Here is a 15619-nt window from a genome sequence, read left to right on the forward strand (position 1 = left end):
TAATTGATAAATTATAATTAATTTTAATTTTTCTGTCAAGATAGAAATAAAAAAAGGAGAGAAGATATACTTCTCTCCTTTTTTAAATTAAATAACATATTAGCTTTTTATGAATTCTTTTCTTTCTTAGCTGTTCGTTTTCTAACTGTTGGATCAAGCTCTCTTTTTCTTACACGAATAGAAACTGGAGTAACTTCAACAGACTCATCTTCTTCAATCCACTCTAAAGCATTTTCCAAAGACATAGTTCTTGGTGGAATAAGTTTAATAGCTTCATCAGCTCCTGAAGATCTTACATTTGATTGTTGTTTTCCTTTAATAGGATTAACATCTAAATCATTATCTTTTGCATGTTGTCCAACAACCATACCAACATATACTTTATCTTGAGGTTTTATAAACATAACACCTCTATCTTGTAAGTTAAAAATTGAGTAAGCTAATGCTTCTCCATTTTCCATAGATACTAAAGCTCCATATTTTCTACTTTCAACTGTTCCACTATGTGGTCTAAACTCTAAGAATGAGTGATTCATAACACCCTCTCCTCTAGTTTCAGTTAAAAACTCTGTTCTAATTCCAATAAGTCCACGTGCTGGAATTTCAAACTCTAATCTTGTAGAACCTTCTCCCATTGGAACCATATTTGTCATAACAGCTTTTCTTTTTCCTAGTTTTTCAATAATAGCTCCACTATGCTCATCAGGAGTATCAATTACAAGATGCTCAAATGGCTCCATTTTAACACCATTTTCTTCTTTAATAATAACTTCAGGTCTTCCAATACAGAACTCAAAACCTTCTCTTCTCATATTCTCAGCTAAAATAGTAATTTGAAGTTCACCTCTTCCGTTTACTTTAAATTTACCTTCACCAATTTGCTCATAACTCATAGCAATATTAGTATTCATCTCAGCTTTTAATCTTTCATCAATTTTATTTGAAGTTACAAATTTACCTTCTGTTCCTGCAAGAGGAGAATCATTTACAGAAAAAGTTACACTCAAAGTTGGTTCTTCAATATGCATAGGATCAAGTGGCATTGGGTTATTTGGATCACATAAGCTATCTCCAACATCAATTGTTTCAAACCCAGCAACAGCAACAATATCACCAGCACCAGCTGTTTTAATATCGAATCTTTCCATTCCCTTAAACCCAATAAGTTTTGATACTCTTCCTTTTAATTTCTCACCATCTGCTTTACATAACATTACTGTTTCACCGTGGCTTATTGTTCCATTGAAAATTCTAGCAATTCCTATTTTTCCAATAAAATTATCATAATCAAGAGTAAATACTTGAAGCTGTAAACCATTTTCATCAGCTCCTAAAGGTTTTGGAACTTCTTTTAAAATAGTGTCATATAGTGGTTTAAAATCCATATTTCCATCTGTTGCATCATATCTTGCAAGTCCATCTCTAGCCGCTGCATAGATAACTGGGAAATCTAATTGCTCTTCTGTTGCATCCATTTGCGCAAAAAGGTCAAAAACTTCATCAACAACTCTTTCAGGTTCTGCGGCTGGTTTATCTATTTTGTTTACTACAACTATTGGTCTATGCCCTAAAGATAGTGCTTTTTTAACAACAAACTTTGTTTGTGGCATTACACCTTCTTGTGCATCTACAAGAAGTAAAACAGAATCAACCATTTTTAAAACCCTCTCAACTTCTCCACCAAAATCGGCGTGTCCTGGAGTATCAATAATGTTAATTCTTACACCTTCATAATCAATAGCTGTATTTTTTGAAAGAATTGTAATTCCTCTTTCTTTCTCGATAGCATTACTATCCATAACTCTTTCATCTACATTTTGGTGAGCTGAAAATGTACCACTTTGTTTTAATAGTTGATCTACTAGCGTAGTTTTACCGTGGTCAACGTGTGCAATAACTGCAATATTTCTAATGTCTCTCATACTTCTTCTTTTTTTGTAAAATTTTCGCGGATTGTAGCTAAAAAAAACTTAAAAGCTTATAATAGCTTAAAATATGGTTAAGCAAACAGTAAATATTGAGTAAAAGTTTTTTTACCTTTTTATATTAAATTAATCTTATTTTGTTAATATTCGCAAAATATAGGTTTGCGGTGCAAACAGACAACTTGAAACTCTTTTTTTTCATCTCAAGAATGTCATCAAAAAAATATTTTTTTATTGTCAAAGGACTTTTATGGAGTTTTTACTTAACTTAAGGAAAACCCTTTCAAGATTTTGGTCACCAATTCCAGCAGTTATTGCTCTTGGAGTTTTAAGTGCTTACTATTTTGGAATTACAGGAACTTATTGGGCTGTTACGGGTGAATTTACTAGATGGGGAGGACACTTTTTACAACTATTTGGCGTAGATGTATCTTCTTGGGGATATTATAAGCTTATGAGTATAGAGGGAAATATCTTTACAAGAGTTGATGGTGTTATGATTATTGGTATGTTTGCTGGTTGTATTGCAGCTGCATTTTGGGGAAATAATGTAAAATTTAGATTACCTTTAAATAATATAAGAGTTTGGCAAGCTTTAATTGGTGGTATAATTGCTGGATTTGGAGCAAGACTTGGAATGGGTTGTAACTTAGCTAGTTTTTTTACAGGAATTCCTCAATTTAGTTTTCATGCTTGGGTATTTACAGCATTTATGATGGTTGGAGTTTATTTTGGAGTAAAAGTTGCTCTTAGCCCTTTTTTTCAATCAAAAATAAAAATGCAAAAAGTATCTTGTGCAAAACCACTTGAGCATAATGAAGAGAAAGTTAAAAAGTTCTTTACTTTTGGAACATTTGTTTTTATAGCAATTATGCTTTGGGCTTTATATTTAATCTTTTTCGCAAATAGTACAAAACTTGGAATGGCTATGCTTTTTGGAGCAGCCTTTGGACTTATAATTGCAAAAGCACAAATCTGTTTTACATCTGCATTTAGAGATATTTTTACAACTGGTAGAAGTGAGTTAGCAATTGCAATTATTATAGGAATGGCTGTTGCAACTTTAGGTGTATTTACATATTTAAATATGGGAGCTGCTCCAAAGATTTTTTGGACTGGACCAAATGTTGTGATTGGTGGATTACTTTTTGGTTTTGGAATAGTAATTGCAGGTGGTTGTGAATGTGGTTGGATGTATAGAGCTGTTGAAGGACAGGTACATTTTTGGATTGTTGGAGTTGGAAATATAATTGGTGCAACTTTACTTGCATTTGTTTGGGATGATATTTCTGAGCCACTTGCAACTTCTTGGCCAAAAATCAATCTTCTTGAAAGCTTTGGACAATATGGCGGACTTGTAGCAAACTATGGATTACTTTTACTATTTTTTATAGTAATTTTAGTTTTAGAGAAAAAATATTTAAGAAAATCAAGAAATAGATAAGGATAAAAAATGGAAAATAAACAAATAGTTCCAGATTATAGAATAGACATGCAAGGTGAGCCTTGTCCATATCCAGCAATTAATACTCTTGAAGCGATGAAAGAGCTTGAAGTTGGTGAAATTTTAGAGATAATTAGTGATTGTCCACAAAGTATAAACAATATTCCAGTTGATGCAAAAAATCATGGATATAAAGTACTTTTAATAGATAGCGACGGTCCAACTATTAGATATATTCTTCAAAAATAAAAGTAGCATCTTGCTACTTTTAAATATTTACAATTTCTTGACAATTTATTATAGATTTATTAATTATTAAAGGATACTATTTCATAAATTATCACAAGGAATTTTTGCGTGCTACAACTTTCTCAAAATAGAGTAATAATAATTAGCTCTATATTTTTAACTCTATTTTATAATTATAAATTCTTTAAAGATCTTATTCTTACATATGGTTTTATAGGCTCAAATATTTTGTTTTTTTTATCAATAACTATTGTATTAACACTTTTAATTATAGTTTTATTAACTCTATTTAGCTCAAAATATACAACAAAACCTATACTAATAACAATTTTTATAAGTTCAGCATTTACAGCATATTTTATGGATAGTTATAGTGTTGTTATTGATTCAGAAATGATTAGAAATAGTTTACAAACAAGTTTTAAAGAATCTCTTGATTTATTTAGTTTTAGATTACTTCTTTATATAGTTTTTTTAGCAATTATTCCCTCTTATATTGTTTATAAAACTAGAATAAATTATAAATCATTAAAAGGTGAACTGCTTTCAAAATTAAAAACTATAATATTATCTTTAGTTATTATTTTTATAATAATTTTTAGTTTTTCAAAATTTTATACATCTTTTTTTAGAGAACATAAACCTCTAAGATATAATATAAATCCTATTTATTGGATCTATAGCATTGGAAATTATGTTAATAAAACTTTAGATACAGCGCCAAGTGAAATTAAAGATATTGGTTTGGATTCAAAAGTAGTTGAAGAAGAGAATGAACCCAAAGAGTTGATTATTTTAGTTATTGGAGAGACTGTAAGAGCAGATAGATTTTCATTAAATGGTTATTCTAAAGAGACAAATCCTCTTTTAAAACAAGAAGATCTTGTAAGCTTTACAAATATGACTTCTTGTGGAACTTCAACAGCTCATTCAGTTCCTTGTATGTTCTCTATTTTTCCAAAAGATGACTACAGTTATAAAAAAGGTGCTTCAACAAAAAATGTTTTAGATGTCTTAAATAATACTCAAGATGTTGCAATTTTATGGAGAGATAATAACTCTGATTCAAAAGGAGTAGCGCTTAGAGTTGATTATGAAGATTTTCAAACTCCTAAAACAAATAGTGTTTGTGATGAAGAGTGTAGAGATGAAGGAATGTTGGTTGGTCTTGAAGATTATGTAGAAAAAAACAAAGGTAGAGATATATTAATAGTTCTTCATCAAATGGGAAATCACGGTCCTGCATATTATAAAAGATATCCAAAAGAGTTTGAAAAATTTACACCTGTATGTAAAACAAACCAGCTAGAAAATTGTACGCAAGAAGAGATAAGTAACGCCTATGATAATGCAATTTTATATACTGATTATTTTTTATCAAAAACTATAAATTTTTTAAAAAAATATTCAAAAACTCATGAGGCAGGATTATTGTATGTATCTGACCATGGAGAAAGTCTTGGAGAAAATGGAATATATCTTCATGGTATGCCTTATGCAATAGCTCCAAAAGAACAAACACGAGTTGCATCTCTTATTTGGTTAGATGATGGACAAATGGGTCATGAATACGACAGAAGTAAAATAAAACAAAATAAAGATAAAGAGTACTCACATGATAATTTATTTGATACTCTTTTGGGGCTTTTTGAAGTAAAAACAGAAGTATATAAAAAAGAGTTAGATATTTTAGATGAAGCTAGAAAAGAAGACTAAACAAATTATATTTACAGCCTTTTTACTTTTGGCTGTAATTTCAATGTTTCAATTTACAGATTTTGATATAGAATTTCAATCTCTTTTTTATAATTTTGAAACAAAATCTTGGATTTTATCAAAAGATAATTATTTAGAAGATTTAATTTTTTATAGTGGATTTAAAAAACTATTTATAATATTTGCATCTATTATTCTCATTGCAACAATTTTATCTTTTTTTAAAAGAATTAAAATATTAGAAAAATACAAAAAAGGTTTATTAATAGTATGCTTGAGTACTATTTTAGTTCCTTCTTTAGCTTCTTTAAAAAGTGTTACAAATGTTCCTTGTCCTGTAGATATTATAGAATTTGGAGGAGATTCAATTGATGTAAAAATTCTTGAATCATATCCAAAAGATTATATTCAAGAAAAAAAACAAAGATGTTGGCCAGCTGGTCATGCAACAATAGGTTTTTCTTTGATGGCTCTATATTTTTTATTTAAAAAGCCTAGAAATCAAAAAATTGCTCTAGCTTTTGGTGTAACTGTAGGTGTATTAACTGGCGGATATAAAATATTAATTGGTGACCACTTTTTAAGTCATACATTAGTTACTATGATATTAGCTTGGTTAGTAATTTTGATTATTCATAAATTAATAATAAGGGAAAACTTTGAGAAATCAACCAAAATATAACTTTTTTAAAAATACATCTTATGCATTAAAAGGTTTAATTGACTTAATAAAAAATGAAACTTCATTTAAAATTGAGCTAATAGTAACAATTCTTCTAATTCCTGTAATTATTTTTATTGATACAAACTTAACAAATAAAGCTATTTTATTTATAACTTTAATGGGAATGATTTTAGCTGAAGCCATAAATAGTGCAATAGAAAGAGTTGTAGATTTAGTAACTCTTGAACATAATCCTATGGCTGGTCGAGCTAAGGATGTTGGAAGTACTATTGTATTTATTAGTATATCTATTTTTGCAATTACATGGTTAATTATATTATTTGATATATGTAAATAAATTGTCAAGTAAAAAAACATAATATCTTGAAACTATTCTTTTACAATTCTAAATATAAAAAAATATTTAGGAGTAAATTATGAAAGCATTTCTAATAGCAACTTTGGTTGCTACTTTAAGTTTTAGTGCTACTGTTGATGATTTTTTAAACTCTTTAAAACAAGAAGTTTTAAAGATAGATTTATCTTTCAAAGGTTTTGATTACAAAAGAGGTGAAGAAATCTTCTTATCAAAACATATTGGGAAAAAAGGTGAATTAATCTCTTGTGCATCTTGTCATGGTACAAATTTATACGAAGCAAATCAAAATCATTTTACAGGCAAAACGATAGATGCTCTATCTCCAAAAGCAAATCCAAACAGATTTACAAATAAAGCAGAAATCGAAAAATGGTTAAAAAGAAATTTCAATGATGTTTATAATCGTGAAGGAACTGCACTTGAAAAAGGTGATGTAATTACTTACATCATAAATAAATAAAAGGAGCGAACAATGAAAAAAATAATCCTTTTAGGACTTACTAGCTCTTTATTATTTGCTGGTAGTATGAGTGTATCTATTAAACCAGTAGATAATACGATTTATGAAAAAGAGTGTGGTAGTTGCCATTTTGCATATCCAGCAGGACTACTTCCTAGTAACTCTTGGAATAAAATGATGTCAAATTTAAGTGACCACTTTGGTGATGATGCAAGTGTAGATGAAAAAACTTTTCAAACTCTATCAAGCTATTTAAATGAAAATAGTGCTGAAAAAAGTATGCAATATAAAAGAAGTAGAAAAATAGTTGAGAATTTAAATGGGGTTATTCCTGATTCTATTTCTAAAATGCCTTATATGAAGAAAAAACATAAAGATATAAAAGAACATTTAATTACTCAAAAAGAGGTTAAAGGTTTGTTTAACTGTACAGCTTGTCATCAAAATGCTAAAAAAGGTATTTTTAGTGATGATGATGTAAAAATTCCAAATTATGGAAAATGGGAGAAAAATTAATATGAAAAAATCATATATTTGGTCACTACCAACAAGAGTTTTTCACTTTTTATTTGCTCTGTTTATTCTAATTGCTTTTTTAACAGACGATGATAAACTTCTTAACTACCATGCAATTGCTGGTTACTCTATTTTTATTTTATTAGTTTTTAGAGTGTACTGGGGATATTTTGGTCCAAAATACTCTTTATTTAAAGATTTTCCAGCAAATAAAAATGAAGCTAAAGAGTTTTTAAAAAATATCTTCGATGATAAACAAAAGTACATAGGTCACAATCCATTAGCATCTTATGTGATGATAGCTATGCTAATTGTTACTTTTATTGTAATTGTTACAGGTATTTTAGCTTATGGAATACAAGATGGAAAGGGAATAGCATCTTTTTTAAATGACTCTTTTTTTAAAAAAATAAAACTTTTTAAAGAAATTCATGAATTTTCTGCAAATTTTCTTATTTTTTTAATTGTTGCACATTTAGCTGGAATTGCTGTTGATAGATTACTTCATAAAAAGCATGAAACTCTAAATTCAATTGCAACTGGATATAAAATGACGCAAGAAGATGAGAGCATAAAACTATCATTTTTACAAAAACTATTTGCTATTTTTATCTTTATAGCTTTTATAGCTTTTTTGATTTTTAATATTTATAAACCAAATAATGCCTTAGTTGCTTCAAAATTTGAGCCAATTGATTATAAAACACAAAATATATCTTTTGTAAATGAGTGTGGAAGTTGTCACACTCTTTATCCCACCAAATTTATTGCCTAAAAAATCATGGGAATTAATAATGGGTGATTTAGAAAATCATTTTGGAGATGATGCCAGTTTAGATGAAAAAACAAATGAAAATATTCTAAGCTTTTTATTAAAAAATAGTGCAGAAACTTCAACTATGAAAGCTAGTTGGAATTTTATAAATTCAATAGGCAATAAAGATATAATTGCTTTAACTAAAACTACTTATTGGGAAAAAAAGCACAAAGATATTCCAAAAGATGTTTTCAAAAATGAAAAAGTAAAAAGTGTTGCAAACTGTAAAGCTTGTCATAGTGATATAGAAAAAGGATTAATCGAAAATGAAAATATTAAAGATATTTCTGATTTTATGTAGTATATTTTTGTTTTTAAATGGTGAGGATGATTACAAAAAATATAAGCACTCTTACAAAAATTTAGATTATTTAAATTTAGATGATAAACAAGTAAAAGCTATAAAAAATATTCTTTTAGAGCTAAAAGATGAATATAAAGATTTTTATGAATATAAAGAAGATATTGAAGATGATATTGAAGATTTAATAGAAGAGTCAAATTTTAATGAAAATTTATATATACAAAAAACTATGGAAATAAAAAGAAAAGCTACAATTTTAGAAGCAAAAAGAATAAAAAAGATATTAGAAATTTTAAATGAAGAGCAAAGAGATGAATTTGCAGATCATTTCAAGGAGTGGATAATTGAATAAAAAAATTTTACTAGTTGAAGATGATTTACAAATGCAATCTTTGATAGTTGATTATCTAAAAGATTATGGATTTATTGTCACTGCTTTTGATAATCCAAAAGATGTTTTAGAAGATTTTAAAACAAACAATGACTACTCTATTATAATTTTAGATTTAATGCTTCCATTTATGGATGGTTTTGATCTATTTAACAAACTAAAAGAGATAAAAAATATACCTATAATTATCTCAACTGCAAGAGGAGATATAGGAAATAAGATACACGGTTTTGAACTTGGAGCTGATGATTATCTTGCAAAACCCTATGAACCAAGAGAGTTGGTTTTAAGAATAGAGTCTATTTTAAAAAGAAATTCAAATAAATCTTTCAAAGTTGGTGATTTTACAATAGATAAAGACAATCGAGCTGTTTTAATAGATGATTATGCAATTGATTTTACTAAAATAGAGTTTGAAATTTTTATCTACTTAGTTGAAAATAAAAATAAAATATCTTCAAGAGAGCAGATTTTAAATGCGAGTTCTTTAGATTTTAATACAAAAAATAGAACTATTGATATGCACATATCAAATATTAGAGCAAAAATTGGTGATGATTCAAAAAACCCTAAATATATAAAATCTGTTTGGGGAATTGGTTATAAGTTTGTAGGCTAAAATGTCAATTTTTAAAAAATTAACTTTTCTTTTTATTATTAGTTTTGTGTTAATGACTGTAATTGGCTTGTGGATTGATAATATAAATTCAAAAAGAGTTGATAATTTTGCAAAAGAAAAATATCTAAAAGTTATTGATGATATTTTTAAAAATATAGAAAATAAAAATTATATAGAGACATTAATTTTAAAAAATAGTTTAGAAATAGTGCCTGTTTTAGACAATAATGATTTAGAAACTATATATTCTCAGAACTCTACATTTGGTTATATCTCTATCTTAAAATATAAATCATCAAATATCTATATTCTAAAAATAAAATATTTGGATGAGTTATATATTTTTAAAGCCTTTGAAGAAGAGAGTTTAAGTGATAAAAATATTTTAAATATATTGGTATTTTTGGATATTTTTGCACTTTTAATGATGTTTTTATTTATAATTAAACTTCTAAGTCCATTAAAAACTATAACAAAAGATATAAAAGCTTTTGCAAATGGTAATTTATCAACAAGAATAGATATAAAATCCAATGATGAGATTGGAACTTTGGCAAATAGTTTTAATAAAATGGCAAGTTCACTTGAAAATTCAATAAAAACAAGAGAAGAGCTACTTCGTGATATCGGGCATGAGTTAAGAACTCCAATAGCTAAAGGAAAGTTTGCAATAGAAAAAATATATAACTCTTCTCAAAAAGAGCTTCTTAAAAAGATTTTTAATGATTTAGAAAGACTTACAAGCGAACTTATAGAACTTGAAAAACTAAATATTTCAAAATTAAATCTAACAACATTTAGTGCAGAGACTTTAGTTTTAGAATCTTTAGGAAAACTATATTTAGAAGATGAATCAAAAATAGAGATAAAAATCTTTGAAGATTTTAAAATAAATGCGGATTTAGATTATTTATCAATTGCACTTAAAAATCTAATTGATAATGCTTTAAAGTATGCTACAGATTTTCCAATTATTATAAAAGTTGGTAAAAATCAAATCTCTATTTTAAATAGTGGTCAAAAACTATCAAAAGATTTAGAGTATTATTTAAAACCTTTTACTCAAGAACTTATGCAAAGAGATGGCTTTGGACTTGGTTTAAGCATTGTAAAAAAGATTCTTGATAAACATAATTTTAAACTTATTTACAATTATGAAAATGAGTTTAATATTTTTACAATTCATCTTTAAAAGTTTCTCTAATTTTTAAAAACTCTTCTAAATGTTCGAAAAAGATATCTACAAGTTTAGGGTCAAAATGCTTAGCTTTTTCTTCTTTAAAAAGATTAAATATTTTTTCATCATCCCAAGCTTTTTTATAGACTCTATGGCTTCCTAATGCATCAAAAACATCAGCAAGTGCAGTAATTCTTCCATAAATATGAATATTTTCAGCTTTCAAACCATTTGGATAACCACTTCCATCCCATTTTTCATGATGCTCATTTGCAACAATCGCAGCCATTTTTAAAAGAGGTCTATTTGAGTGCTTAAGCATCTCATAACCTAAGGCTGCATGAGTATTCATAATCTCTCTTTCAGTTTCATCAAAACGACCTGGTTTATTCAAAATTGCATCAGGAATTGCTACTTTTCCAATATCATGCATTGGGCTTGCTTGCTTTAGCATTTCAGCTTCTTTTTCATCTAATCCATAATAAATTGCTAAAAGCTTAGAGTATTCAGCTACCCTTTTAACGTGATTTCCAGTCTCTTTACTTCTACTTTCACCAATAGAACCCATAGTAAATACAACTTCTTTTTGAGTATTTTCTATCTCTTCATTTAATTTTGTTATTTCATTTAAACCATCTTTTACTTTTGTTTCAATTTCATCAACAGATAAACCTACATTTTTATAAACTTTGTATCCTAAAATTACTATTAAACACATAATTAAAAGCAATAAAAAAAGTATACTAATATATGTAAAATTAATAAAATTTGATGTTAAATTAGCTATTTCTTTTTGGATTTCTGAACTATAAACTTTATTTTGATTAATAACATCTAAAATCTTATTTCTTAATATTAACTCTTTATCTTCAATATTTTTTAGCTCTACAACAATGTTTCCAACTTTATTTACAACTTCTAAATACTCTAAAATAGTCTCATCTTTATAGTTATTTTTTAATAACTCTATTTTATAAAGCCACTTATCAAGAGTCTTTTTATCTCTATATTGATATAAAGTCTCCTTGCTATAATATTCAACATCACTAAAAAGTTTAAATATTTCATAATTTTTTAAAGAAGCTATTTTTAAATCTAACTCTTTTCTAATTTGATTTTCTAAAGGATATACAATATCAAAATCTTTTTTGAATTGTATTTTAATCTCTTGAAGTTTATAAATTTCACTAAAAACATCTTCTATTTGTTTTTCATTTTCAAATAATAACTCTAATTTTGTTGAAATTATTTTATCTTTATGAATATCTGAAATAAAAAAATCAACAAAATCATTTTCATCTTTTATAGTAAAAAGTTTTTCAATATCTTCAAATTCTAATTCAAATTTTAAGAAATCCTCTTTTTTTTGTTTTAATTCTTCTATTGATTTTACATTTGTAGTATCTTTTAGTAATTCATTCATTTTATCTTGCATAAATACTAAATCACTAATTGCTTGTTTAGTTTGATTATTTTCTTTTATTTGATATATTACAACGGTATTTATTGCAGTGATTATAAATATTATTGTAGCCATTATGATAAAACTATACTTCACAATTTTTTTAATATTCATAACAATAACCACCTAGTTTTTATATTAGAAAAGAATTTTAACATTTTATCGCTCGAATTGTTTAGATTTAATTTTGTATAATCTAAATTCAATTTTTTATAAAGGCAAAATAGTGATAGAAAAAATAAATGAAAAACAAAATATATTAAATGATGATATTGGTTTTGTAGAGAATTGGGATTTTTCAAAAGCAAATCTAAATGAAGAAAATAGAATTTTAGCTATTACTCAAGTTGCTTCAATTTGTTATCAAAATCCAAAAGCACTTGGAAGTGAAAGTCTTTACAATAGACTGATGGCTGAAAGTATGGGATTACCAAGTTCTAGTTTTGAGTTTGTTCCAGTAATACTCGATTATGAAAATCCAAAACATAAAGAGATTTTAGATTTAGAGTATTCAAATTGTAAAAAATTTGGTGAAATTTTAGATGATAGATATTTACTTACAAATTATAGAGCATTAGTTTATGATTTTGAAAATGATAAAGATAAATTTAGTTTTGATATTAGAACTATTTTTAATACACAAGAAGAGTGTAATATTATAAAAAATTACTTCAAAGTATTTTTATTTAAAGTAGATTTTCCTACAAGAAGTCAAATGGTAAGACATAGAATTTCTTGGCAAGAGTTAAGTAGAAGATATGTAAGTGCTAAAAGAGTACCTTTTGAATTTTATGTTAGCGAAAAACTAAAAGAGAATCAAAAAGTACAAGATTTAATAAAGCAAAGTGAAGATTTATATTTTGAATTACTAGAAGCTGGAGTTAAACCTCAAGAAGCTAGACGTGTAATACCTCAAATGGGATATACACAAATTTGGGGTGCATTTATGCCAAAACAGCTTGATAATTATTTCAAGTTAAGACTAGATGAACATGCTCAATGGGAGATAAGACAAACTGCAATTGCAATGCAAGAGCTTCTTAAATGAGCGCTTTAGAGATTGCTGATATTATAGGTATTATCTCTTTTGCTCTAAGTGGTTTTCTAATTGCTGTTCACTGTAAACTCGATATTTTAGGAGTTTTTATCTCTGCATTTTTAACTGCTTTTGGTGGTGGAATGACAAGAGACGTTCTTGCAGATAGAACCCCTTATGTTTTTACTTCAAACTTACCTCTTAGCCTAGTAATTGCAACGGTTTTAATTGCAATGCTATTTAAACTTCATAAAATTACAAATCTTGAAGGTAAATGGGCATTTGTAATATCAGATGCAATTGGTCTATCATCATTTGCAATAACAGGTGCAATAATTGCAATTGAGAGTGGTTTTAACTTCTTAAGTGCTGTAATGTTAGCATTTATAACTGCTGTTGGTGGTGGAACAATTAGAGATGTTTTAATAAATAGAATGCCTTTTATTTTAGTTTCAGAGTTTTATGCAACCGTTGCTTTAATTATTGGAAGTGTTGTTTATATTTTAGAAATTTTTGAACTTAGAAATCTATTTTCACTTATTATTGTTTTCATATTTGGAGTTGTTTTAAGAGTTCTTGCATACTATAAAAAATGGAATCTACCAACTTTATCTAAAGAAAATTAATCTTCTGTTTACTTTTTAAAGCTAGAATCACAAAAAATTTAAAAGGAAAAATATGTTTAAAAAAATACTTTTAGCTTCTTTATTAGCTTTAGGATTAAATGCAGCTCCACTTGCTGTTGATAGTGTTGTTGATAACTTAAAAATTAAAGACCAAAACGAAGTTGAAAAAGTTATAGATACAAATATAAAAACTATACTTTTTGCAAGTGATAAAAGTACAAGTGATATGTTAAGAGATTATCTTTTACCACTAAGTGAAAAAGAGAATATTTTAGAAAAAAATGGGGCTGTTTATGTTGCTGATATTTCAGGAATGCCAAGTCTTATTTCTAAATTTATAGCTTTACCAAAAATGAAAAAATACCCATTTTCAGTTTTATTATTAGACGATACAAACAAAGATAACTTTGTAAAAGAAGATGGAAAAATTATTGTTTATAGTTTAGAAAATGGAAAAGTTGTAAAAATAGATAAAATCTCTACAAAAGAAGAGTTAGCTAACTTTATTAAATAAATATTAGAGGAGTTTTATCTCTCCTCTAAAACCTTCTTAAATGCTTCTACAATAGCAATTTTCTCAAGCTCTTTTATTTTATTTTCTAAAGTTTGTGCTGTTTCATTTTTTGCCAACTCTAACTCTTTTATTAAAATAATTTCTCCTTCATCATAGTTCTCATCTATATAATGAATTGTACAGCCTGATTTTTTTTCACAATTATTTACAACAGCTTCATGAACAAAATGTCCATACATTCCAGCACCACCATAAATTGATGGTAAAATTGCTGGATGTGTATTAATGATTTTTTTAGGAAATGCTTTTAGCAGATTTTCTTCTATTTTTTTCATAAATCCAGATAAAAATATATAATCACATCCATACTCTTTTAGAGTTTGAGCAATTTTTAAATCCAGATTCTCATTTGGAAATAGTTTTGAATTTATAACAAAACTATCAATTCCATACTTTTTTGCTTTCTCTATTACTCCTGCTGTACTATTATTTGTAATAATAACACAAACATTTGCATCTAAAATTCCATCTTCAATAGCTTTTTGAATTGTCTCAAAACCACTTCCATTGTAAGATGCTAGAATTCCAATTTTTTTACCGATTTTTTTCATAAATTTCTATCCTTTTATTCTTTGAGAGTGCGTTAATGCAATTGCTATTGCATCAGTTATATCAAGAGGTTTTATCTCTTTTTTTATTCCTAAAAGTCTTTTTACCATAAACGCAACTTGCTCTTTTGTAGCTTTTCCATTTCCCGTAACTGCTTGTTTTACTTGAAGTGGTGTATACTCAGAAAAATTTCCAAAATTTTGAAGTATTTTTAGACTAATTGCTCCTCTAAATTGAGCAAGTTTAATAACAGTTTTTGGATTAAAAGCATAAAACATATCTTCTATTGATACTTGATCTATTTTATGAGTTTTAAATATCAAATCAATTCCTTCTGTCATCTCAACAATTTGTTCTTGCAAAACTGTAGTTTTTATCTTAATTAATCCTGCTTCTATTAGTTTTAAATCTCTTCCACTTTTTTCAATAACAGCATATCCACAATTTTTTGTTCCAGGGTCTATTCCCAATATTTTCACTATTTCACTCTTTTTTGTTTTTTATTTTCACATTTTTGAATATTCGATTGTATCGTATTTTAACTATGTTTTTATTTATAAAATTTCAAAACTATTCACTACTTATTCACATTGTGTACAAATAAATTATTTTATGATTTTAAACTATTTTTTATACTTTTTCCATTGAAGCTATTTTATAAAATATTTAGATATAATAATTGCTTAATTAAATTTGATTTTTTAGGTTATT

At 26.8% G+C, this 15619-nt stretch carries 19 protein-coding genes; 15 read left to right on the plus strand and 4 right to left on the minus strand.

The genetic code is table 11. From position 1 onward, the window contains the following. Positions 1 to 107: 107 nt before the first annotated feature. Positions 108 to 1922, minus strand: a complete 1815-nt coding sequence (typA, locus tag ACRYA_RS10105) for a translational GTPase TypA (RefSeq protein ID WP_105917014.1) — start codon at positions 1920 to 1922, stop codon at positions 108 to 110. Between the two features lie 253 nt (positions 1923 to 2175). Between typA and yedE the strand changes: the two genes are divergently transcribed. The 12 genes from yedE to ACRYA_RS10165 all read left to right on the plus strand — a co-directional run bounded on the left by yedE (position 2176) and on the right by ACRYA_RS10165 (position 10676). Beyond that, the gene (gene yedE / locus ACRYA_RS10110) at positions 2176 to 3369 is read left to right on the plus strand and encodes a selenium metabolism membrane protein YedE/FdhT (RefSeq protein WP_105917013.1); all 1194 of its coding nucleotides are present in this window, start codon (positions 2176 to 2178) and stop codon (positions 3367 to 3369) included. A gap of 9 nt (positions 3370 to 3378) precedes the next feature. Then, complete coding sequence (gene yedF, locus ACRYA_RS10115) at positions 3379 to 3618, plus strand: sulfurtransferase-like selenium metabolism protein YedF (protein WP_105917012.1); 240 nt, start codon at positions 3379 to 3381, stop codon at positions 3616 to 3618. Positions 3619 to 3726: 108 nt separating this feature from the next. Then, positions 3727 to 5334 (plus strand): phosphoethanolamine transferase, encoded by a 1608-nt coding sequence (locus ACRYA_RS10120; protein ID WP_105917011.1) that lies wholly within the window; start codon positions 3727 to 3729, stop codon positions 5332 to 5334. After that, positions 5312 to 6016, plus strand: coding sequence for a phosphatase PAP2 family protein (locus ACRYA_RS10125; protein ID WP_105917010.1), 705 nt, complete (start codon positions 5312 to 5314; stop codon positions 6014 to 6016). The genes ACRYA_RS10120 and ACRYA_RS10125 overlap by 23 nt, the downstream gene beginning before the upstream one ends. After that, positions 5994 to 6356, plus strand: coding sequence for a diacylglycerol kinase (locus ACRYA_RS10130; RefSeq protein WP_105917009.1), 363 nt, complete (start codon positions 5994 to 5996; stop codon positions 6354 to 6356). The genes ACRYA_RS10125 and ACRYA_RS10130 overlap by 23 nt, the downstream gene beginning before the upstream one ends. Positions 6357 to 6435: 79 nt before the next feature. Further along, positions 6436 to 6837 (plus strand): DUF1924 domain-containing protein, encoded by a 402-nt coding sequence (locus tag ACRYA_RS10135; protein WP_105917008.1) that lies wholly within the window; start codon positions 6436 to 6438, stop codon positions 6835 to 6837. Between the two features lie 12 nt (positions 6838 to 6849). Further along, entirely contained in the window at positions 6850 to 7353 is a 504-nt protein-coding gene (locus ACRYA_RS10140) for a diheme cytochrome c (protein ID WP_105917007.1), read from the plus strand. Position 7354: 1 nt separating this feature from the next. After that, positions 7355 to 8128 (plus strand): cytochrome b/b6 domain-containing protein, encoded by a 774-nt coding sequence (locus ACRYA_RS10145; protein ID WP_105917067.1) that lies wholly within the window; start codon positions 7355 to 7357, stop codon positions 8126 to 8128. Positions 8129 to 8147: 19 nt separating this feature from the next. Then, entirely contained in the window at positions 8148 to 8471 is a 324-nt protein-coding gene (locus tag ACRYA_RS10150; RefSeq protein WP_265735136.1) for a cytochrome C, read from the plus strand. After that, a complete protein-coding gene (locus ACRYA_RS10155; protein WP_105917005.1) occupies positions 8437 to 8826 on the plus strand; it encodes a Spy/CpxP family protein refolding chaperone in 390 nt (129 codons plus the stop codon). The genes ACRYA_RS10150 and ACRYA_RS10155 overlap by 35 nt, the downstream gene beginning before the upstream one ends. Continuing rightward, positions 8819 to 9484, plus strand: coding sequence for a response regulator transcription factor (locus tag ACRYA_RS10160; protein WP_105917004.1), 666 nt, complete (start codon positions 8819 to 8821; stop codon positions 9482 to 9484). The genes ACRYA_RS10155 and ACRYA_RS10160 overlap by 8 nt, the downstream gene beginning before the upstream one ends. 1 nt (position 9485) lies before the next feature. Next, positions 9486 to 10676, plus strand: a complete 1191-nt coding sequence (locus tag ACRYA_RS10165; protein WP_105917003.1) for an ArsS family sensor histidine kinase — start codon at positions 9486 to 9488, stop codon at positions 10674 to 10676. Here ACRYA_RS10165 and ACRYA_RS10170 read toward each other — a convergent pair. Next, positions 10660 to 12237: an HD-GYP domain-containing protein gene (locus ACRYA_RS10170; RefSeq protein ID WP_121443305.1), complete on the minus strand. Its 1578-nt coding sequence runs from the start codon at positions 12235 to 12237 to the stop codon at positions 10660 to 10662. The two genes, ACRYA_RS10165 and ACRYA_RS10170, sit on opposite strands and share 17 nt — an antisense overlap. Before the next feature lie 112 nt (positions 12238 to 12349). On the opposite strand from ACRYA_RS10170, the gene ACRYA_RS10175 reads away from it, so the two are divergent. Genes ACRYA_RS10175 through ACRYA_RS10185 form a run of 3 tightly spaced genes read left to right on the plus strand, consistent with a single transcriptional unit; the run spans position 12350 to position 14299 of the window. Next, a complete protein-coding gene (locus ACRYA_RS10175; protein ID WP_105918201.1) occupies positions 12350 to 13171 on the plus strand; it encodes an FAD-dependent thymidylate synthase in 822 nt (273 codons plus the stop codon). Beyond that, positions 13168 to 13785 (plus strand): trimeric intracellular cation channel family protein, encoded by a 618-nt coding sequence (locus tag ACRYA_RS10180; RefSeq protein WP_105918200.1) that lies wholly within the window; start codon positions 13168 to 13170, stop codon positions 13783 to 13785. The genes ACRYA_RS10175 and ACRYA_RS10180 overlap by 4 nt, the downstream gene beginning before the upstream one ends. 52 nt (positions 13786 to 13837) lie before the next feature. Next, on the plus strand, positions 13838 to 14299 hold the full coding sequence (locus tag ACRYA_RS10185) for a hypothetical protein (protein ID WP_105918199.1): 462 nt from the start codon (positions 13838 to 13840) through the stop codon (positions 14297 to 14299). A 14-nt stretch (positions 14300 to 14313) separates the two neighbouring features. Here ACRYA_RS10185 and purN read toward each other — a convergent pair whose 3' ends face one another. Continuing rightward, positions 14314 to 14910, minus strand: a complete 597-nt coding sequence (gene purN, locus ACRYA_RS10190) for a phosphoribosylglycinamide formyltransferase (RefSeq protein WP_105918198.1) — start codon at positions 14908 to 14910, stop codon at positions 14314 to 14316. A 6-nt stretch (positions 14911 to 14916) separates the two neighbouring features. Further along, positions 14917 to 15387, minus strand: a complete 471-nt coding sequence (gene ruvC / locus ACRYA_RS10195) for a crossover junction endodeoxyribonuclease RuvC (protein WP_105918197.1) — start codon at positions 15385 to 15387, stop codon at positions 14917 to 14919. Positions 15388 to 15619: the final 232 nt, after the last annotated feature.

This window comes from Aliarcobacter cryaerophilus ATCC 43158, from assembly GCF_003660105.1.
GTDB classification, from domain to species: Bacteria; Campylobacterota; Campylobacteria; order Campylobacterales; family Arcobacteraceae; genus Aliarcobacter; species Aliarcobacter cryaerophilus.